This is a genomic window from Streptomyces sp. NPDC052687, assembly GCF_040678395.1.
GTDB lineage: Bacteria > Actinomycetota > Actinomycetes > Streptomycetales > Streptomycetaceae > Streptomyces.
Genome location: NZ_JBFATR010000008.1, coordinates 77,932 through 97,238, shown reverse-complemented (window position 1 = coordinate 97,238; position 19,307 = coordinate 77,932). Strand labels below are relative to the sequence as shown.

Annotated in this window: 16 protein-coding genes and 1 pseudogene; 8 read left to right on the top strand and 9 right to left on the bottom strand. The window is 73.4% G+C overall.

Annotated elements, in window-relative coordinates; genetic code table 11:
• Positions 1-108: 108 nt before the first annotated feature.
• Together AB0K92_RS11000 and AB0K92_RS10995 are read left to right on the top strand one after the other, a co-directional pair.
• Complete coding sequence (locus AB0K92_RS11000; RefSeq protein ID WP_365921524.1) at positions 109-582, top strand: hypothetical protein; 474 nt, start codon at positions 109-111, stop codon at positions 580-582.
• Complete coding sequence (locus tag AB0K92_RS10995; RefSeq protein WP_365921522.1) at positions 579-1,754, top strand: zinc-dependent alcohol dehydrogenase; 1,176 nt, start codon at positions 579-581, stop codon at positions 1,752-1,754. Before AB0K92_RS11000 ends, AB0K92_RS10995 begins: the two co-directional genes overlap by 4 nt.
• A gap of 18 nt (positions 1,755-1,772) precedes the next feature.
• Here AB0K92_RS10995 and AB0K92_RS10990 read toward each other — a convergent pair whose 3' ends face one another.
• Positions 1,773-2,720, bottom strand: coding sequence for an NADP-dependent oxidoreductase (locus AB0K92_RS10990; RefSeq protein ID WP_365921520.1), 948 nt, complete (start codon positions 2,718-2,720; stop codon positions 1,773-1,775).
• Positions 2,721-3,021: 301 nt separating this feature from the next.
• On the opposite strand from AB0K92_RS10990, the gene AB0K92_RS10985 reads away from it, so the two are divergent.
• Positions 3,022-3,939, top strand: a complete 918-nt coding sequence (locus tag AB0K92_RS10985) for a LysR family transcriptional regulator (RefSeq protein WP_365921519.1) — start codon at positions 3,022-3,024, stop codon at positions 3,937-3,939.
• Between the two features lie 279 nt (positions 3,940-4,218).
• On the opposite strand, the gene AB0K92_RS10980 is transcribed toward AB0K92_RS10985, so the two are convergent.
• On the bottom strand, positions 4,219-4,983 hold the full coding sequence (locus AB0K92_RS10980; RefSeq protein ID WP_365921517.1) for a calcium-binding protein: 765 nt from the start codon (positions 4,981-4,983) through the stop codon (positions 4,219-4,221).
• A 557-nt stretch (positions 4,984-5,540) separates the two neighbouring features.
• Between AB0K92_RS10980 and AB0K92_RS10975 the strand changes: the two genes are divergently transcribed.
• Together AB0K92_RS10975 and AB0K92_RS10970 are read left to right on the top strand one after the other, a co-directional pair.
• A complete protein-coding gene (locus tag AB0K92_RS10975) occupies positions 5,541-6,146 on the top strand; it encodes a lytic polysaccharide monooxygenase (RefSeq protein ID WP_166004560.1) in 606 nt (201 codons plus the stop codon).
• A gap of 201 nt (positions 6,147-6,347) precedes the next feature.
• Positions 6,348-6,500, top strand: a pseudogene (locus tag AB0K92_RS10970) (helix-turn-helix domain-containing protein); the annotation flags it as partial.
• A 52-nt stretch (positions 6,501-6,552) separates the two neighbouring features.
• Here AB0K92_RS10970 and AB0K92_RS10965 read toward each other — a convergent pair.
• The gene (locus tag AB0K92_RS10965; RefSeq protein WP_365921643.1) at positions 6,553-8,088 is read right to left on the bottom strand and encodes a fused MFS/spermidine synthase; all 1,536 of its coding nucleotides are present in this window, start codon (positions 8,086-8,088) and stop codon (positions 6,553-6,555) included.
• A gap of 455 nt (positions 8,089-8,543) precedes the next feature.
• On the opposite strand from AB0K92_RS10965, the gene AB0K92_RS10960 reads away from it, so the two are divergent.
• Positions 8,544-9,929 carry an MFS transporter gene (locus tag AB0K92_RS10960; protein WP_365921514.1) on the top strand — a complete coding sequence of 462 codons (1,386 nt, stop codon included), beginning with the start codon at positions 8,544-8,546 and terminating at the stop codon, positions 9,927-9,929.
• Positions 9,930-9,983: 54 nt separating this feature from the next.
• Here AB0K92_RS10960 and AB0K92_RS10955 read toward each other — a convergent pair whose 3' ends face one another.
• The 4 genes from AB0K92_RS10955 to lnt form a co-directional block, all read right to left on the bottom strand.
• Positions 9,984-11,975, bottom strand: coding sequence for a GAF domain-containing protein (locus AB0K92_RS10955; RefSeq protein ID WP_365921512.1), 1,992 nt, complete (start codon positions 11,973-11,975; stop codon positions 9,984-9,986).
• A gap of 70 nt (positions 11,976-12,045) precedes the next feature.
• On the bottom strand, positions 12,046-12,879 hold the full coding sequence (locus tag AB0K92_RS10950; protein WP_365921510.1) for a 3-hydroxybutyrate dehydrogenase: 834 nt from the start codon (positions 12,877-12,879) through the stop codon (positions 12,046-12,048).
• A gap of 55 nt (positions 12,880-12,934) precedes the next feature.
• Positions 12,935-13,414, bottom strand: a complete 480-nt coding sequence (locus tag AB0K92_RS10945) for an NUDIX domain-containing protein (protein ID WP_365921506.1) — start codon at positions 13,412-13,414, stop codon at positions 12,935-12,937.
• 154 nt (positions 13,415-13,568) lie between these two features.
• Positions 13,569-15,179 (bottom strand): apolipoprotein N-acyltransferase, encoded by a 1,611-nt coding sequence (lnt, locus tag AB0K92_RS10940; RefSeq protein ID WP_365921504.1) that lies wholly within the window; start codon positions 15,177-15,179, stop codon positions 13,569-13,571.
• A gap of 302 nt (positions 15,180-15,481) precedes the next feature.
• Here lnt and AB0K92_RS10935 point away from each other — a divergent pair, with 302 nt between their 5' ends.
• The gene (locus AB0K92_RS10935) at positions 15,482-16,513 is read left to right on the top strand and encodes an O-antigen ligase family protein (RefSeq protein WP_365921641.1); all 1,032 of its coding nucleotides are present in this window, start codon (positions 15,482-15,484) and stop codon (positions 16,511-16,513) included.
• A 15-nt stretch (positions 16,514-16,528) separates the two neighbouring features.
• Here the strand turns inward: AB0K92_RS10935 and AB0K92_RS10930 are convergent, their stop codons facing one another.
• Together AB0K92_RS10930 and AB0K92_RS10925 are read right to left on the bottom strand one after the other, a co-directional pair.
• Complete coding sequence (locus tag AB0K92_RS10930; RefSeq protein ID WP_365921502.1) at positions 16,529-17,074, bottom strand: hypothetical protein; 546 nt, start codon at positions 17,072-17,074, stop codon at positions 16,529-16,531.
• 170 nt (positions 17,075-17,244) lie between these two features.
• Positions 17,245-18,048, bottom strand: a complete 804-nt coding sequence (locus tag AB0K92_RS10925) for an aspartate/glutamate racemase family protein (RefSeq protein ID WP_365921500.1) — start codon at positions 18,046-18,048, stop codon at positions 17,245-17,247.
• Positions 18,049-18,105: 57 nt separating this feature from the next.
• Between AB0K92_RS10925 and AB0K92_RS10920 the strand changes: the two genes are divergently transcribed.
• A complete protein-coding gene (locus AB0K92_RS10920) occupies positions 18,106-19,281 on the top strand; it encodes a glycosyltransferase (RefSeq protein ID WP_365921498.1) in 1,176 nt (391 codons plus the stop codon).
• Positions 19,282-19,307: the final 26 nt, after the last annotated feature.

The following is a 19,307-nucleotide window of genomic DNA, read 5'->3' as shown; positions in this document are numbered from 1 at the left end:
GTCGGGGTACTCGCCGCACACCGGGGCCCACCGGCGCGCGCCCTCCGCGCGGACGGCGCGCGCCGCTCCCCCGCACCCCCACTCCGCTTCCCGAGGATGTGATCCCCCATGACTCCCGCTGGGAAATCGCTGACGGCGGCCGCCGCGGGTCTGGCCGCCGGGACCGCCGTCCTGCTGCGCCGCGCGAAGGCACGTACGACAGCGAAATCCGCCGGAGACCGGTGGCTGACGGTGACGGTCAACCGTGAACCCGGTGAGGTGCAGCCCGACAAGCTGCCGTCCCCGCTGCGGGAGTACGGCGACCGGATCGAGACGCGCGTCCGCCCGGCACCCGGCGACCGGGGCACGGAACTGGCGGTGCGCCTGCGGGAGGCGGAGCCGGACGCCGCGTACTCCGTGCCGGCCCGGCTCGCCGGTGCGGACCCGCGTCAGGACCTGCGCCAGGCCCTGCGCGAGGCGAAGTCGCTGCTGGAGGCGGGTGAGGTCCTGCGACCCGACGCCCCGCCCACCACACACGACACCCCGGGCGGAAAGCTCGTCGGTCTGCTGAGTCGCCGCGCGGGCGGGGAGGGAGTGCTGTGAAGGCCCTGTGCTGGGAAGGCGTCAACAAGCTCGCCGTGGAGCAGGTGCCCGATCCGGAACTGCGCAACGACCAGGACGTGATCGTACGGCTCATCGCGGGCACCACCTGCGGTTCGGACCTCCATCTCATCGGCGGCTACATCCCGTTCATGCGCTCCGGTGACGTCATCGGCCACGAGTTCCTCGGCGAGGTCGTCGAGGTCGGCTCCGGCGTACGCAAGCACCGGGTGGGCGACCGGGTGGTGGTCTCCTCGTTCGTCGGCTGCGGGCGCTGCTGGTACTGCGCCCACGACCTGTGGTCCCTGTGCGACAACACCAACACCAACCCCGGCATCGGCCAGGCCCTGTTCGGCGCCGACACGGGCGGCATCTTCGGCTACTCGCACGCCATGGGCGGCCTGCGCGGCAGCCACGCCGAGTACGTGCGCGTCCCCTTCGCCGACTACGGCGCCTTCCCCGTCCCGGAGGGTGTCGACGACACCAGCGCCCTGTTCGTGTCCGACTCGGTGCCGACGGGCTGGATGGGCGCCGACCTGGCGGGCGTGAAGCCGGGCGACGTGGTCGCCGTATGGGGCTGCGGGGCGGTGGGCCAGATGGCCGCCCGCGCCGCGATCCTGCTGGGCGCGGAGCGGGTGATCTCCATCGACCGCATTCCCGAACGGCTGGAGATGACCGAGCGGTACATCGGCAGCGAGGTCATCGACTACACCGCCACCGACGTCGGGGCCGAGCTGCGTGAACGCACCGGCGGCCGGGGGCCGGACGTGTGCATCGAGGCGGTCGGCATGGAAGCCCACAGCGACAGCCCCGTGCACCTCTACGACCAGGTCAAACAGCAATTGCGGCTGCAGACGGACCGCCCCACCGCCGTACGCCAGGCCATCCACGCCTGCCGCAAGGGCGGCACGGTGTTCGTCCTCGGTGTCTTCGCCGGCGCGGTCGACAAGTTCCCGCTGGGCGCGGTGATCAACAAGGGTCTGACCGTGCGGGGCGCGCAGCAGCACGGCCAGCGTTACATCCCGATGCTGCTGGACCGCCTGGCGGCCGGTGAGCTGAGCACCGCCCACCTGGCGACCCACACCCTCTCCCTGGACGAGGCGCCGCGCGCGTACGACATGTTCAAGGAGAAGACGGACGGCTGCGTCCGCGCGGTGATCCGTCCGGACGCGTGAGCCGTCGGGGGGCGGCGGTCAGTCGGTGACGGACAGGACGATCTTGCCGGTGGTCCGGCGGGAGTCGCCGAGTTCGTGGGCCCGGGCCGCCTGGGCCAGCGGGAGCACCGCGGCGATCTCGGGGCGCAGCAGGCCCGCGTCCACGAGTGCCGCGATCTCGCGCAGGCCCGCCTGGTCGGCTTCCACGATCATGAACGCGGCGCGCCGGCCGAGGGCCGCCGCCTCGTCCGCGAGGTAGGCCTCGGCCGGGGAGGCGAGTGAGACGAGCACGCCGCCCGGGCGCAGGGTGCGCAGCGAGCGCGGCCCGTAGGCGCCTCCGATCGCGTCGACGACCACGTCGACCGGTTCGATCACCGTCTCGAAGTCGGTCTCGGTGTAGTCGACGAGTTCGTCCGCGCCGAGGCCGCGCAGGAATGCGTGCTTGGCCGCGCGGGCGGTCCCGATCACGTGTGCGCCGCGTGCCTTGGCCACCTGGACGGCGAGGTGTCCGACGCCGCCCGCCGCCGCGTGGATCAGGACGCGCTGCCCCGGCCGCACCTCGGCGACGTCGACGAGCGCCTGCCAGGCGGTGAGCGCGGCCAGCGGCAGCGCCGCGGCCTGCGCGTGGGTCAGGGCGCGGGGCTTGCGGACCAGGTGCCGGGCGGGCGAGGTCACGTACTCGGCGTAGGTCCCCGCCGGGAGCGGGTGGCGCGGCAGCCCGAACACCTCGTCGCCGGCCGCCAGCGTGGTCACTCCGGGACCGACCGCCTCGACCACGCCGGAGACGTCCCAGCCGAGCCGGACCACCGTGCCGGCCAGTCCCCCGGAGGCGCGGTGCCAGGAGTCGGTCGGGTTGACGCCGGCCGCGCGTACCCGGACCAATACCTCGGCCGGACCGGGCTCCGGACGCCGCGCCTCGACCAGTCGCAGGACCTCGGGGCCGCCGAAACCGTCCTGGCCGATCGCACGCATGGTCGTCTCCCCCATGTGACTCTCCCGTTCTCGTCGGTGCGGGGCCCTTCGGCCCGGTGTTCTCGTGGCTCGCGGGTGCGGCCGGCGCGGAACGAGCGCGCGGTCCGGAGCCGGGCTGCCGCGAACCGGCCGGCTGCGGCGTCCCGGCGACCGTCAGCGGCAACCCCCCGGGCGTGCGCAGTCGTCAGCACTGCACGTGAACACAGCAGGTCAACGCGGCACATCGCCGTCTGGCAGACTGCCCGCCGGTAACCGGCCGATCAACGCCCGATACCGCAACCCGTGTTTAGCCCCACTCAACACCGCAGGAGCGCCCGTGTTCGAACGTCTGGAACTGGAGGCCTTCCTCACCCTGGCCGAGGAACTGCACTTCGGGCGCACCGCCGAACGTCTGCACGTGACCACCGGCCGGGTCAGCCAGACGATCAAGCAGTTGGAACGCCGGGTCGGCACGGACCTGTTCGAGCGGACCAACCGGAGCGTTCGCCTCACGCCCCTCGGTCTGCGGCTCTACGAGGACGTCCGGCCGGCGTACGAACAACTGCGGACGGCGATGGACCGCGCGGTGGCGGCCGTCCGCCGCGCCCGCAGCACCCTGCGGGTGGGTTACGTCGGCGCGGCAGCGGGCCAGGTCGTCCACCGGGCGGCGGACCTGTTCGCCCGGCAGGAGCCGGACTGCCTGGTCCGGGCCCGGGAGACCCAGGTCGCGGAGGCGCTCCAGCGGCTGCGCGCCGGTGACGTGGACGTCCTCGTCACCAGCCTGCCGCTCGCCGCGTCCGACATCGCCGTCGGCCCCGTGATCTTCTCCGAGGCCCGGATGCTGGCCGTGCCGTCCCGGCACCCGCTCTCCGGCCGCACGGCGGTGGTCATGGAGGACCTCGGTGACATACCCCTGCTGCGGCTGGCCGGCGCGTTGCCGGGCGACTGGCCCTCCGACCGCTGGCCGGAGCGCACCCCGGAGGGGAGGCTCATCCGCAGCGGGCCGCGTTTCGAGACGTTCCAGGAGGCCCTGCACCTGGTCGGCACCGGCAGCGGGGGAGTGATCGTCGGCGCCCAGGTCACCCGCTTCTACGGCCGTCCCGACATCACGTACATCCCCTTCTCCGACGCCCCGCCCGTCGACTGGGCACCGGTCTGGCTCAAGAGCGGCACCACCCCCTTGGTCCGCGCCTTCGCCCACACCGCACGCGAGGCCGCCGACCAGGTCCACCGGGAGGACGGGGAGGACCGCTGAGGACCGGGACGACCGGACGACCGGGAGAACGGGGAGGACCGGGAGGACCGCTGAGGACCGGGACGACCGGGAGGACCATGAGCACCGGCCCCTTCCTACCGTGTGGCGACACGCAAAACGTCCCCGTCGAACGTCAGGAAGTGGTGCCGATGCTGTCGCCCGCGACCGCTCCACCAGCCCCGTCCAACCTCAAGCGCATCGTCGCCGCCCGACGGCGGTGGCTCGGCGCCCGCGACGCTGTTCGCGCCGCGGGCCGGGACCTTCGGCCATAGAGGCGCACTACGGGAGGACGATGTTGCGGCCGGGCCCGCCTTCGAGGGCGTCCTCTCCGGTGCCGCCCCAGACGAGGTCGTCGCCGCCTTCGCCGTCCAGTGTGTCGTTGCCGGGGCCGCCGAGGACGATGTCGCGGCCGTCCCCGCCCATGGCGTGGTCGTCGCCGGGGCCGGCGTGCACGGTGTCGTCACCACCGTAGCCCTCGATCATGTCGTCGCCCCGGCCGCCCCACATCTGCTGGTTGCTGCTGTCACCCATCAGGTGGTCCATGCCGTCGCCGCCGTGCAGGGCGGCCGGTCCCATGACCATGTCGTTCCCCGCGCCGCCCAGCACCGTGCGTGCGGTGTGGGCGTGCAGTTCGTCGTCGCCGGGGCCGCCGCTGACGGTGCCGATCCCGGGGGTGAAGGCGGCGATCGTGTCGTTGCCGTCGCCGAGGAAGACGTCGATCCTGTCGGGCCGAGGGCTGTCGGCGGGCAGTTCGCAGACGACGGAGGTGGTGTCCTCGGCTCTGGAGTACGCACAGTGGTCGCCCGGTTCGAGCGGGACCACGTCGCTGAAGCCGATCCGCCGGATCCCGTCGCTGGTGTACATGGAGAATATGCTGAGGTCGTTGGTCTGCCCCGCGGCGGCGGTGAAGACAATCGACTGAGTTGTCCAGTCGGCTCCGACGCGGGCCTTCGCCTCGGTGGTGGCGGCTGCCGGGCCGACGGCGAGGCCGGCGGTGAACAGGATCACGGCGACCGCGCTGACGGCGGCTCGGTTTCGGTTCATGAGACCTCATCTCGCTGGAGTGACGGTGGACCGACCTGCTTGGCGTGGTGCTGCGGGGACCGGGCGGACCCGGTCGTGAAGGCAGTCTCCCCCGCTGGTCCAGATCTGCAAGACCGCGAATTTCAGGCTTCGCTAGCTCATTTCTGGCTCAGCGAAGGCGAGTTGGCCGACGTTGTCGATGGTGGGGACTGCCGGAGGAGCGGAAGTCGCTGCCTGGGTCCGGGCGCAGGAACCTCGCCAACCGGGTGCTCGCGGTGACTACCGCCGGATCGTCGAGCTGGTGGCTGCCACGTGGGTGAGGGCGGAGTGCTCTGCGGGAGAACCATCATCAGTGGAACGGACCCGGGCGTCGATCTACTCGCGGCAGATCCCCTGCTCGCGCCCACCCCTGTGATCAACTGTGTTTGTTTCATTGACATTTCACCCAGAGCCCCTACCGTTGGGAGCGCTCCCATAACAGCGTAGCAACTGGAAGGAGTTCCCCCCACATGCGCAAACAGAGTCCGTTAACCGGGCGTTCGCGGTCGTCCCTCCGTCGGCCTCTCCAGGCGCTCGTCATGCTGTTCGCCGTGGTTGCCGGCGCACTGACCTGGTCGGCACCCGCCCAGGCGCACGGCACCATCGTCAGCCCCGCCACCCGCGCGTACCAGTGCTGGAAGACGTGGGGCAGCAACCACACGAACCCGGCCATGCAGACCCAGGACCCCATGTGCTGGCAGGCCTTCCAGGCCAACCCCGACACCATGTGGAACTGGATGAGCGCGCTCCGCGACGGCCTCGGTGGCCAGTTCCAGGCGCGGACCCCCGACGGGACGCTCTGCAGCAACAACCTTTCCAGGAACGCCAGCCTGAACAAGCCCGGGCCGTGGAAGACGACCAACGTCAGCAACAACTTCACGGTTCAGCTGTACGACCAGGCGTCCCACGGTGCCGACTACTTCAGGGTCTACGTGAGCAAGCAGGGCTTCGACCCCAAGACCCAGACCCTGGGCTGGGGCAACCTCGACTTCATCACGCAGACCGGCCGCTTCGCCCCGGCGCAGAACATCTCGTTCCCCGTCCAGACCTCCGGCTACACCGGACACCACATCCTGTTCGTGATCTGGCAAGCCTCGCACCTCGACCAGGCCTACATGTGGTGCAGCGACGTGAACTTCGGCTGAGCCGGGGAGCACCGCACACGGCACCGACCTCTGCCAGGCGCCGGTAACCCGCCGCCCGGCCGACCGAGCTCCGTCGCGGCATGGGACCCATGTGGTCACCCTGCCCGACGGAGCTTCCTGCGCTCCTGGTGCTGTGACGGAGACCTTTGCCGGGCCGCTCGTTGTGCTGGATGTCAGGACGGCGTGTGACAGGGGGCGGATATGGCATCACCGATGAGGGTTCGCGTCCAGGCCGACGAAGACACCGTCCGGGATGTGATCCACCGGTTCAACGAGATGGGCCTGGCCTGTCTGGACCGGTGGGCAGGAGGCCGTCCCCGCCTGCTGGGCAGCGCGGACGAGAACGTCATCGTCGCGGCGGATCCGCCGGTTCAGGTGCGCCGGCGGGGCCTGGACGTGTGTCGTGTCACTGGCTGCTCCGTGGGCTGTAGGGCTGGAGGAGTTGGTCGACGGGTGCGTAGTCGTCGGTGAGCGGTCGGGCATCGCCGATCCAGGAGGTGAGGTCGTCACCGGTCGCGATCCTCCAGCCGGTATGCCGGGCGTCCAGCGCATCCTGGACCGCGCGCAGGTCGACCGGTCGGCCGGAGGCGACCACCACCAGATTGCCGCCCTCGGGGGCGGTGGTCGGGTCGAGGCCGATGTCGGCGGCTTCGCCGACGAGGGCGACGTGCTCGAAGGTATCGCTGAGAGTGGCTGCTTCGGCACGTGCGAAGGCCATACCACCGTGATCGATGAGGTTGGCGACGTACAGGCCGTCCTCGTCGAGCACCCGCCGTACGTCCTTCATCGCTTCGACCGTGGTGAGGTGCCACGGCACGCTGACGCCCCCGAAGGCGTCGCCGACAACGAGGTCACAACTGCCGGCGTCCAGTCGCCGCAGGCCGAGCCTGCCGTCCTCGGTACGTACATCGATACCGGCTTCTGATCCCAGACCGAGTCGGTCGCGGTTGATGCGCACGACCCCGCTGTCGATCTCCGATACAAGGCTGCGCGTCCCGGGCCGCGTGGCCGCGAGGTAACGGGGGAAAGTGAGTCCGCCGCCGCCCAGGTGGTAGGCAGCGAGTGGCTCACCTTCAGGAAAGGCGGCATCGACCACCGACGCGATGGCGCGCACATACGTGAACTCCAGGAACGTCGGGTCGTCGAGGTCGACGTAGGAGTGCCGCACGCCGTCCAGGACGAGTGTGCGGCCGCTGCCCCGGTCGGGGTCTGCGACGACCCGTACGCAGTGGTACTTGGTCTCCGTGTCGCAGGCACCGGGCGCGACCACGGTGGCGAGGCCGCCGGCCACGACCACGAGTGTCAGGGCAGGGGTGCCGCTCCACCCGCGCGTTCGCCACTCGACCAGCGCCGAGCCGACCACCAGCAGCGTTCCGAGGCCGATCAGTATGCCGCTGACCGGCAACCGCGACACGAGGACGAAACCGGTGAGGACCGTGCCGGCGATGGCGCCGACGGTGCCGACACCGGACAGCCGGCCGACAACCGTTCCGGTCTCGGCGAGGCTGGTCAGACGCATCTTGGTCACGATCGGCGTCACTGCGGAGAGCAGCGCGCCCGGCACGAGGATGGTCAGCGACGCGATGAACAGGAGCACCGGTGGTGCCCACTCCGCGGTGGTGCGCAGAACGGCCGGGGTGAGCGCCACGACCACTCCCGACACCCCGAGCGACGGGCCCAGGAGCCGTCGTGCATCGACCTGGTCAGCGATGCGCCCACCCAGCCAGGAGCCGACGGCGATCGCGGTGAGGGCGATCCCGATCACCATGGTGCTGGTCTCGAGGGTGAGACCGAGGTAGGGAGCCAGCAGCCGCAAAGCCACGATCTCGACCACCAGGACCGCGGCCGAGGACCCGGACACAAGCACGGCAGCGGCACGGGGACCCAGGCCGGAGTTGTCAGGCGTGCCCTCGGCGACAGACGAGGAAGACGATCCGGTCACGAGCGACATCCTTGCACGCGACTCATCGAAGCGAGGTCGATAGTTCCCGAGGAGACCGTCGGAGGCGACGGCGCACTACCCAGCTGCGTGCAGCCTGCCGCGCGCCATCGCCGACGCTGCACCGGCCTGGACGACGACCCGACAACCCAGTGATCATCACCGGCTTGAGGCCACCTCTGGAACACGCTCATTCGGTCACACGTCCTGCCCCCATCAACGCAGCACAGTCAGCGCCAAGTCAGCACCGGAGACGTGAGGACGGGTCATGACGCGGGCTTTCAGTCAGGACTGAACCAGGTCGCCGAAGCACCCTTCGACGAGCCAGCATGGGGACCGCGCGCATAGCTCGCCTCAGAACTATGGTGTCCCACCACATACGCCTCTGACGTGCCCGTTTCTACGGTGTGGCGACACGCAAAACGTCCCCGTCGAACGAACGTCAGGAAGTGGTGCCGATGTCGTCGCCCGCGACCGCTCCGCCAGCCCCGTCCAACCTCAAGCGCATCGTCGCCGCCAGCCTCATCGGCACCACCATCGAGTGGTACGACTTCTTCCTCTACGGCTCCGCGGCCGCGCTCGTCTTCAACCAGTTGTTCTTCCCGGAGTCCGATCCGCTGGTGGGAACGCTGCTGTCGTTCCTGACGTACGCGGTGGGATTCGCGGCCCGCCCGCTCGGGGCGCTGGTGTTCGGGCACTACGGTGACCGGCTCGGGCGCAAGAAGCTGCTGGTGCTGAGTCTGCTGCTGATGGGCGGGGCGACGTTCGCGATCGGCCTGCTGCCGACGCACGCGACGATCGGCAGCGCCGCGCCCGTCCTGCTGACCGTGCTGCGGCTCGTGCAGGGGTTCGCGCTCGGCGGCGAGTGGGGCGGGGCCGTGCTCCTGGTGTCCGAGCACGGGGACGCGCGGCGCCGCGGGTTCTGGGCCTCGTGGCCGCAGACCGGCGCGCCGGCCGGGCAGTTGCTCGCCACGGGTGTGCTGTCGCTGCTGACCGCCGTGCTGTCGGACAGCGCGTTCACCAGCTGGGGCTGGCGGATCCCGTTCCTGCTGTCCGGGGTGCTGGTGATCGTCGGGCTGTGGATCCGGCTGTCCGTCGACGAGTCGCCCGTCTTCCGGCAGGCGCTCGCGCAGGCCGAGGCGCGCAAGGCGGAGCGGTCGGCGGAGGTCGAGAAGCTGCCGCTGGTGGCCGTCCTGCGGCACCACTGGCGGGACGTGCTCATCGCGATGGGCGCGCGCATGGCGGAGAACATCAGCTACTACGTCGTCACCGCGTTCATCCTCGTCTACGCCACCACCGCCGCCGACGTCTCCAAGCAGACCGCGCTCAACGCGGTGCTCATCGCCTCGGCCGTGCACTTCGCCGTCATCCCGCTGTGGGGCGCGCTGTCGGACCGGGTCGGGCGCCGGCCCGTGTACCTGGTGGGCGCGGTCGGGGTGGCCCTGTGGATGTTCCCGTTCTTCGCGCTCGTCGACACCGGTTCCTTCGGCAGCCTGCTCCTCGCGGTGACCGTCGGTCTGGTGCTGCACGGAGCGATGTACGCCCCGCAGGCCGCCTTCTTCTCCGAGATGTTCGCGACCCGGATGCGCTACTCGGGCGCCTCCATCGGTGCCCAGTTCTCCTCGGTGGCGGCCGGTGCCCCCGCCCCGCTGATCGCGACCGCCCTGCTGGACGCGACCGGCGGCTCCACGTGGATCGCCCTGTACGTGATCGCCGCGGCGCTGCTCACCGTCGTCGCCGTGGCGGCGGCCAAGGAGACCCGCAACCGCGACCTGGCCGACATCGAGTCCCCCGCGGACGCCACGCCCGGGAGCGCGCGGGCCACGGACGCGCACACCGTCTGACCCGCTCGCCCGCCGACCGCGGTCCGTGTACGCCGGTGCGTACGGGGGCCGCGGTCAGCGGCGTTCCGGTGCCGACAGCCGGTGCAGGCGCAGGGCGAGCTGGATCTCCAGGGCCCGTGACGGCGTCTGCCAGTCGTCGCCGAGCAGCCGCGCGACGCGTTCCAGGCGCTGGGCGACCGTGTTGACGTGGACGTGCAGCTCGTCCTTGGTGCGGGCGGGGCTCATGCCGCAGGCGAAGTAGGCGTCGAGGGTGCGCAGCAGCTCGGTGCCGCGTCGTGCGTCATACGCCACCACCGGACCGATGGTGCGGTCCACGAAGCCCGTCACGTCCCGGTCGCCGGCCAGCAGCAGTCCGAGGAAGCCGAAGTCGTCGGCGGCGGCGCCGTCTCCGCTGCGGCCGAGCAGGCGCAGGGCGTCGAGACAGCGGCGGGCCTCCGTGTATGCCGCGGCCACCCCGTCGGGGCGGGCCGCCAGGTCCCGCACCGGAGGGGAGGCGCCGACAGTGACCGCCTCGTGGACGGCTCTGCCGAGGTGGCGGGCGGTGCGCCGGGCGAGTTCGGTGGCGCTGTCGCGGGAAGCCAGCGGCAGGAGCAGGACCGTGCCGCCGTCGCGGGCCGCGGCAAGTCCCTTGCGGGTGGCGGCGAGGTGGGAGGCGGCGGACCACAGGCGGCGCCGGGCGGCGGCCTCCTGGTCGGCGTCGGCGGCGGGGCCGTCGAGCCGGGCGGCCAGCAGGACGTGGGTGGCGTCGAGGTCGGCGTGCAGCCGGGCGGCCCGCTCGCGCAGCAGCCGCGGGTCGCGGTCGCGGGCGTCCAGCAGGTCGTCCAGCAGTTCGCCGCGCACGCGCTGTTCGGCCTCGGCGGCGGAGCGGCGGGCGAGCAGCAGCAGGGAGGTGACCATCGCGGCGCGCTCCAGGGTGCGCTGGTCGACCGGGTCGAGGCCGGGATGGCCGCGCAGCACCAGCGCGCCGAGGAGTTCCCCGCCGGCGGCGACGGCGGCGATCCAGTCGTCCTGGTGCCGCACCGCGTGGCCTTCGGCGCGGGACTCGTCCAGGGCGCTCGCCGGGGCGCCGTCCGGTTCGGTGAACTCGACGGTGCCGTCCAGGACTTCGGAGACGGCGGCGGCCACGTCGTGCACCCCGCCGCCGCGCAGCACGAGTTCGGCGAGCCGGTCGTGCACCTCGGAGGCGCGTTCGATGACGCCGCTGCGGTCCTGGATGATCTCGTTGGCGCGTTCCAGGCGGGCGAGGGCGGAGCGGGTCTCGGTGAGCAGGTTGGCGGTGTCGATGGCGGCGGCGGCCAGCGCGGCGAAGGAGCCGAGCAGCGCGATCTGCTCGCGTTCGAAGACCCGGGCACGGCGGTCGGCGGCGAAGAGCACCCCGATGACGTGGTGCCCCAGCATCAGCGGCACGCCGAGGATGGCGACGAGTCCCTCGTCGCGCACGCCCGCGTCGATGGTGTCGGTGTGCTGGAAGCGGTCGTCCTTGAAGTAGTCGTCGGTGACGTACGGGCGGGCGGTCTGCGCGACGAGACCGCCCAAACCCTCGCCCATGCCGAGCCGCAGCTGCTGGAAGCGGGCCGCGACCGAGCCCTCGGTGACCCGCATGTAGGTGTCGCCGCGGACCGGGTCGTTGAGGCTGAGATACGCCACGTCGGTGCCGAGCAGGGAGCGGGCGCGCTGCACGATCGCCTGGAGGACGGCGTCCAGGTCGCGCAGCCCGGCGAGGTCGTGGGCGGTCTCGAACAGCGCCGACAGCTCGGCCTCGCGGCGGCGCCGCCCCTCCAGCTCCGCGCGCACCCGCAGCGCGAGCAGTTTGGCGCGCTCCAGCGCGGCGATCCGCTCCCCCGGCCGGCCCTCGGCGCGGGCGAGCAGCACCGGCCGCTCGTAGGCGTCGACGGGCGCACCGCGCGCCAGCAGTTCGAGGAACGGCGCCTCGGCGTCCTCTTCCGGCGGGGTGAGGCCGTGGGCGGGCACGCCCGGCACGCCGGCGGCGGGCGGCTTCCCTCCCCCGGCGGCGCGCTGGGCGGACTGCACATGATCGCGGGACATGCTCACAGCATTCACCATGACGCGGTCGCCCCGGCAGCCCTGTGGACGACTCCGGGCCGCCGGGGCGGGCTCAGTGCGCGGTCCAGCCGCCGTCGAGGACCAGCGAGGTGCCGGTGACGAAGGACGCCTGCGGCGCGCACAGGTACGCCACCGCCTCCGCGACCTCCTCCGGTTCGATGAGCCGCTTCACCGCGCTGTCCTGGAGCAGCACCTCGGACAGGACCCGCTCCTCGGGGATGCCGTGCGCCCGCGCCTGGTCGGCGAGCTGCCGCTCGACCAGCGGGGTGCGGACGTAGCCGGGGTTCACGCAGTTGGAGGTGACGCCGTGCGGCGCGCCCTCGAGCGCGGCGGTCTTGGACAGGCCCTCCAGTCCGTGCTTGGCGGCGACGTACGCCGACTTGTACGGCGAGGCGCGCAGCCCGTGCACGGAGGAGATGTTCACGATCCGGCCCCAGCCCTGCCCGTACATGTGCGGGAGGGCGCCGCGGATCAGCCGGAACGGGGCCTCCAGCATCACGGTGAGGACGGTGTGGAAGACGTCGGGCGGGAACTCCTCCAGCGGCCGGACCAGTTGCAGTCCGGCGTTGTTGACGAGGACGTCGGTGCCGGCGGCGACGAGTTCGGCGGCGTCCAGGTCGGTGAGGTCGAGGACGTGCGGCTCGACGGTGCCGGCCAGGCCCGCGGCCTGTTCGGTGAGCGCGGCGAGCCCGGCGTCGTCCCGGTCGACCGCTCTGACCTTGGCCCCGGCGGCCGCGAGCCGCAGCGCGCAGGCGCGGCCGATGCCACCGGCGGCCCCGGTGACGAGAGCGGTGCGGCCCCCCAGGTCGAGCGGAGGCGTGGACGGCCCGGACGGAGAACCGGAGGGCACGGGCGGCGGGCCGGGAAGGTCACGAGGCGCGGTCATGTCCTCGACCCTAGGCAGCGCCCGCCCCCCGCCCCATGTGGTCAGCCCCCACAGTTCACTGCGAAGGCATAGGCTCGAACCACGTGGGTGCGTCCGACAGGGCCTGCTTGATCCGCAGCAGTTCGGACTCCTCCAGCTCCGGCAGCGCGTCCACCTCGAACCAGCCGACCTCCAGCGACTCCTCGTCGTTGACCCGCGCCTCACCGCCCACCGCGCGGCAGCGGAACGTGATGTCCATGTACTGGCAGATGTCGCCGTTCTCGTACGTCACCGGGGCCAGCGCCTGTACGACGACCACCCGCTCGGGGACGCACCGCACCCCGGTCTCCTCGTGGACCTCCCGTACCGCGCAGGCGGCCGGCTGCTCGCCCGGGTCCGGAATGCCGCCGATCAGCGACCACCTGCGGGTGTCGGTGCGGCGGTTGAGCAGCACTCTGCCCTCGTCGTCGAAGACGAGCGCGGTGACCCCGGGGAGCCACAGCAACTGGTGTCCGGCGGCGGCCCGCAGGGTGCGGATGAAGTCGGGAGTAGCCATGCGCCCGACCCTAGCGGGCCGGTCCGGTCCGCCCCCGCGCGTTCCGGGGGCGTACGTCGGCCGTCGGGTCGGACGACGGCCGACGACTGCCATCGGGTCGGACGACGGCCGACGACTGCCATCGGGTCGGACGACGGCCGACGACTGCCATCGGTCAGACGTCAGCCGCGCGCCGCCCGCGCGCGGCCACGGCGACCGCCCGGCCCAGGCCGCCCGCGGCGACCAGCAGGAGGACGATCTCGGGCAGGATGCCGAGCCGGGTGGCGGGGGTCTCGGAGGAGCGCAGCGGCACCTCCTGGACCAGGGAGTCCGCGACGAACATGCCGGTCTTCCGGGTGATCGTGCCGTCCGGCAGGATGATCGCGCTGACGCCGCTGGTCACCGGCACGGTGACGGTCCGGCTGTGCTCGACCGCGCGGATCCGCGACATGGCGAGCTGCTGGTAGGTCATCTCGCTGCGGTCGAAGGTCGCGTTGTTGCTCGGCACGGAGATCATCTGCGCGCCGTGGGTGACGGTGTCCCGTACGGCCCAGTCGAAGGCGGCCTCGTAGCAGGTGGCCAGGCCGACCTTGACGCCGGCGAGGGTGAAGACGCCCGGTTCGCCGCCCCGGCTGAAGTCCTGGCGGACCATGCCGGTCCAGTCCTCGTTGATCGCGTCGAGGAGCGAGCGCAGCGGCAGGTACTCGCCGAAGGGCTGGATCTGCCGCTTGTCGTAGGTGTCCACGGGTCCCTTCTCCGGGTCCCACAGGATCTGCTCGTTCAGCAGCTTGCCGTCGCGTGCCACGACACCGCCGACGGAGACCGGCACCCCGATGGCCTTCGCGGCACGGTCGATGACCACGCGGGCGTCGGCGTTGGCGAAGGGGTCGATGTCGGAGGAGTTCTCCGGCCAGAGCACGAAGTCGGGCCGGGGGACCTTCCCGGCCTTCACCCGGGCGGCCAGCCGTTCCGTCTCGCGCGCGTGGTAGTCGAGCACCGCGCGGCGCTGGGCGTTGAAGTCGAGGCCCGCGCGGGGCACGTTGCCCTGGATGACGGCGACCGTGGCGGTGCCGGTCTCGGCCTTGTCGCTGACCAGCGGCAGGGCGGCGAGGGCCGCGAGCGGCGGCACGGCCAGGCCGAGCAGCGCGGTCAGCGCGGCGGACCGCCGCACCGCGCGGGCGCGGCGGGCGTGCACCGCGAGCCGGATCACCTCGCACAGGCCGAAGCCGCACAGGACGACCGCGAAGCCGAGCAGCGGGGTGCCGCCGACGGCGGCCAGCGGCAGGAAGACGCCGTCGGCCTGACCGAAGGCGATCTTGCCCCACGGGAAGCCGTGGAAGGGCACCCGCGCGCGTGCCGCCTCGCCCGCGATCCACACGGCCGCCGCCCACACCGGCCAGGCGGGCAGCCGGGACACGGCGGCGACGCCCGCGCCGACCAGGGCGACGAACAGCGCCTCGATCGCCACCAGGGCGAGCCAGGGTCCGGGACCCACCTCCACGCCCGTCCACACCAGCAGCGGCAGCAGGAAGCCGAGGCCGAACAGATAGCCGAGGCCGAGGCCCGCCTTCACGCCGCGACCGCGCAGCACCCAGCCGAAGGCGGCGAAGGCCGGCAGGGCCAGCCACCACAGGGTGCGGGGCGGGAAGCTGACGTAGAGCAGCACTCCGGAGAGCGCCGCGGTGGCGGCCGGGACGAGGCGCTGCAGGCGCGCGCCGCGCGGTGCGGGCGCGGTCCGCGGCCGCACGTCGTCCGACTCGCCGACAGAGGTTGCGGTGACGGTCACTCCGGGAGTCTACGGCGGCCTTCCCCACCGCCGACAGCGCGGCCGCCCCCGCCCCAGCCCTCCTCTCCGGCCCCCGGCGCCCCCCTCGTCTCCAGCGCCCGCCCTCCGGCCCATGCCGCCCCTCCGCGCCCCCCCGCTCGTACATCTCGTCCCGGCTCATCCACAAACCGCCCACCAGCCGTTACGGTGTGCCCGAGCCGTGAGCCGTCCGTCGGGGAAGCGGGCGGCGGACGGGTCCGTCACAGGTCGGGGGACCGGTTTCGGGGGCGGGTGGGGCCGTGGGGAACACGAAGACGGCGTCGGTGGCCGGTGAGGACGCCGACGACGAGCGAAGAAACGTTTCTGACGCGGCGGGAGTGGCCGTGCTCGGAGCCTGTGCCGCATGGTCGCTGATCACGGCGGCGGCGCACGGCGGCCGGCCTGAGGGCGTGCTGCTGGCGGTGCTCGCCGTGGCCGCCGGATACGCCGCCGGGCGGATCGGCGCCTCGCTGCTGCCGGTCGCCGCGCCCTGCGCCGGCGCCCTTGGCGGGCTCGCCCTGACCGTCGCCGTACCGCACCTCGCTCCGGGACCGGCGTCCGGCGCCCCGCTCGGACACGCGGGGGCCGTCGCCGCCCTGCCGGCCCTGGCCACGGGCGCCGCCTGCTGCGCCGCCTGGTCGGCCGGCGCCGGCCCGCTGCGACCGCTGCTCGGCGCGCTGGCCGCCGGGATCACGGTGACCGCGGCGCTCGTGGGCTCGACGGCGGGCGCCGTGGCCTGCACGGCGGTGCTGCTGGTCTCGCTCGCCGCCGCCCGCGTACGGCGCCGGGGGCCCGCCCTCGCGGGGCTGGCGCTGGCCGCGCTGCTGGTCACCGGCGGGATCTGGGCGGTCGCCGCGCGCGTACTGCCCGCCGGGGTGTCCGCGTCGCTGGAAGGGCCGCTGACCCGGCACCGGATCGAGCTGTGGCGGGACGCGCTCGCCCTCGCGCGCGGGGACGCGGCGCTGGGCGTGGGGCCGGGGCGGTTCGAGGAGCTGAGCCAGGCCGTGGCCGCCGCACCGCTGTCGGACGGCAAGCCGCACTCGGCACCGCTGCAACAGGCGGCCGAGCAGGGCGTCGTCGGGCTGCTCCTCCTGGCGGCGGTGTTCTGCTGGCTGCTCTGCGCCTTGTGGCGCACCGCGCGCCCCACGCCGGTGGCGCTGACCGCGGGCGCGGCGCTGACGGCGGTCGCGGTGGTCTGCGCGGTCGGCAACGCGCTGAGCTTCACCGCGGTGACGGCGGGTGCGGGGCTGCTCGCGGGGCTGGCGACCGCGCGGCCCCTGCACCGCGAGCCGTCCCCCGGCGCGGAGCGGCCGTGAGGGGGGCGTCCGGGGTCAGCGGGCCGCTCCGGGCGCGCGGGGCAGCAGGCGGTCCCGGATGACCCGTACGGCAGCCTCGGCGTCGTCCACGGTGACCGTGAGGGTGTGCCCGTCCCACAGCCGGAGGATCACGCCCTCGCCGCGCCGTACGACGACGGCGGTGCCCTTCTCGGGACGCCAGCGGTAGCCCCAGCCGCCCCAGTGACGGGGTGTGACGTACGGCGTGAAGTCCGCGCCCACCACGTCGGACAGGGGGATGCGGCGGCGCGGTACGCCGATGTGGCCGCAGCGGATCTCCAGGCACTCCCGGTCCACCCGCAGCGCGACGTGCACGAAGGCCAGGGTGCCGAAGAGGACCAGCAGCCCCGCGGCGATGCACCCGACGACGGCCATGACCAGCGGGGCGATGCCGTTCGTCCACGGGGAGTCCACGGCCAGCTCGATGCCCAGCGCCAGGCAGGCGGCACCGATGAGCGCCAGCAGCCACTGGACCCGGTTGGTGGCCCGGCCGGTCCAGACGTCGGGGTGGGGCGCGTGCGCGTCCGGGGGGTGGTGCCTCATGTCCTCGAGGTTACTCAGCTTTCGCTGGGCGGGTAGTCCGTCGCGCACCGTCACTGGCCCACCCGGGCGGTGGCCCCGCACGCGCCGGCCCGGCCGGACCACCCGCGCGCCTCTCCGCTCCCCCGCGCGGCTCCCATGCGCGGTCCCTCACGGGCCCGTGACCGGCGGCGTCAGCGCGGATCGGCCACCCGCGCGGGGACGGCGGCCGGCGCGAGCAGGCGGCCCTCCTCGTAGGCCAGCGCGGGCTCGGGCAGCGCGCCCTCGCGTCCGCTCAGCAGCACCGTCACCCCGCCGCGCGCCGCGTTCCCGGGCTCCGGGCGGGCGCCGATGCGGCGCAGCGCCTGCGCGGCGACGGCACCGGCCGAGCCGCGCAGGACCAGCGGCGGACGGCCCGGCCGCCGCACGGCGGCGCGGATGCGCTCGGCGACGAGTTCGTAGTGGGTGCAGCCCAGGACGACGGTGGTGACCTCGGCCGGCGTCAGCTCGGCGGCCGCAGCGACGGCCGCGTCGATCGCCGCCTCGTCCGCGTGCTCCACGGCCTCGGCGAGCCCCCAGCACGGCACCTCGGTGACCGGCACCCCGGCGGCGAAGTCGCGGATGAGTCCGCGCTGGTAGGGGCTGCCGGTGGTGGCGGGCGTGGCCCAGATCGCGACGGGGCCGCCGCCGGCCGCGGCCGGCTTGATCGCCGGGACGGTGCCGATGACCGGGATGCCGGGCTCCAGACGGGCGCGCAGCGTGGGCAGGGCGTGGACGGTGGCGGTGTTGCAGCCGATGATCAGGGCGTCGGGCCGGTGCGCGGCGGCGGCCTCGGCGACGGCCACGGCACGCGCGGTGAGGTCCTCGGGCGTGCGCGGCCCCCAGGGCATGCCGTCGGGGTCGAGGGAGAGCACCAGATCGGCGTCGGGGCGGAGGCGCCGTACCGCGGCGGTCGCCGCCAGCAGCCCGATTCCTGAGTCCATGAGCGCGATCTTCACCCGGCCACGATAGTCGATGTGCCCGTGCCGCCCGCCGCCGTGAGGCACACTGCGCGGGTGAGCGCCCTCGCGTGGATCGCCGCCGGTTCCCTCGCCGCCTGGCTGTGGCTGCTGCTCGGCCAGGGCTTCTTCTGGCGTACGGACGTCAGACTGCCGCCGCGGCGCGATCCGGCCGACTGGCCGTCCGTCTGCGTGGTCGTGCCGGCCCGCGACGAGGCGGAGGTGCTGCCGGTGAGCCTGCCGTCGCTGCTCGGCCAGGACTATCCGGGGCGCGCGGAGGTGTTCCTCGTCGACGACGGCAGCACGGACGGAACCGGGGAGCTGGCGCTGGAGCTGGCGCGCCGGCGGGGCGGGCTGCCGCTGACCGTGGTGTCGCCGGGCGAGCCGCCCGCGGGCTGGACCGGCAAGCTGTGGGCGGTGCGGCACGGAATGAGGGAGGCACGCGCGCGAGGGCCCGAGTACCTGCTCCTGACGGACGCCGACATCGCGCACGCCCCGGACAGCCTGCGCACGCTGGTGGCCGCGGCCCGCACCGGCGGCTTCGACGTGGTCTCGCAGATGGCGCGGCTGCGGGTGGACAGCTTCTGGGAGCGGCTGGTCGTCCCCGCGTTCGTCTACTTCTTCGCGCAGCTGTACCCCTTCCGGTGGATCGGCCGGCCAGGCGCGCGGACGGCGGCCGCGGCGGGCGGGTGTGTGCTGCTGCGCACCGGGGCCGCCGAGCGGGCGCGCGTCCCGGACGCCATCCGGCACGCGGTGATCGACGACGTGGCCCTCGCCCGCGCGGTGCGCGGCGGCGGAGGCCGGCTGTGGCTGGGGCTGGCCGACCGGGTGGACAGCGTGCGCCCCTATCCGCGCCTGCGCGACCTGTGGCGGATGGTCTCGCGCAGCGCCTACGCCCAGCTGCGGCACAACCCGCTGCTGCTGCTCGGCACCGTCGCGGGACTGGCCGTCGTCTACCTGGTGCCGCCGGCGGCACTCGCCGCGGGGCTGCTCGCGGGCGACGCGGCGGCGGGAGCGCTGGGCGGCGGGGCGTGGCTGGTGATGGCGGGAACGTACGTGCCGATGCTCCGCTACTACCGGCAGCCCCTGTGGCTCGCGCCTCTCCTGCCCTTCACCGCGTTCCTGTATCTCCTGATGACGGTCGACTCGGCGGTGCGGCACTACCAGGGGCGCGGTGCGGCGTGGAAGGGCCGGACCTACGCCCGTCCGGACGCCGTGCCCGACGAGGGCTGACCGCGCCCGCCGCTCGCCCGCCGCGC

Excerpts from the sequence above, each read along its gene's own strand:
- AB0K92_RS11000 (WP_365921524.1), top strand. The coding sequence starts at position 109 with ATGACTCCCGCTGGGAAATCGCTGACGGCGGCCGCCGCGGGTCTGGCC.
- AB0K92_RS10990 (WP_365921520.1), bottom strand. The coding sequence starts at position 2,720 with ATGGGGGAGACGACCATGCGTGCGATCGGCCAGGACGGTTTCGGCGGC.
- AB0K92_RS10980 (WP_365921517.1), bottom strand. The coding sequence starts at position 4,983 with ATGAACCGAAACCGAGCCGCCGTCAGCGCGGTCGCCGTGATCCTGTTC.
- AB0K92_RS10975 (WP_166004560.1), top strand. The coding sequence starts at position 5,541 with ATGCTGTTCGCCGTGGTTGCCGGCGCACTGACCTGGTCGGCACCCGCC.
- AB0K92_RS10960 (WP_365921514.1), top strand. The coding sequence starts at position 8,544 with ATGTCGTCGCCCGCGACCGCTCCGCCAGCCCCGTCCAACCTCAAGCGC.
- AB0K92_RS10955 (WP_365921512.1), bottom strand. The coding sequence starts at position 11,975 with ATGTCCCGCGATCATGTGCAGTCCGCCCAGCGCGCCGCCGGGGGAGGG.
- AB0K92_RS10950 (WP_365921510.1), bottom strand. The coding sequence starts at position 12,879 with ATGACCGCGCCTCGTGACCTTCCCGGCCCGCCGCCCGTGCCCTCCGGT.
- AB0K92_RS10945 (WP_365921506.1), bottom strand. The coding sequence starts at position 13,414 with ATGGCTACTCCCGACTTCATCCGCACCCTGCGGGCCGCCGCCGGACAC.
- AB0K92_RS10930 (WP_365921502.1), bottom strand. The coding sequence starts at position 17,074 with ATGAGGCACCACCCCCCGGACGCGCACGCGCCCCACCCCGACGTCTGG.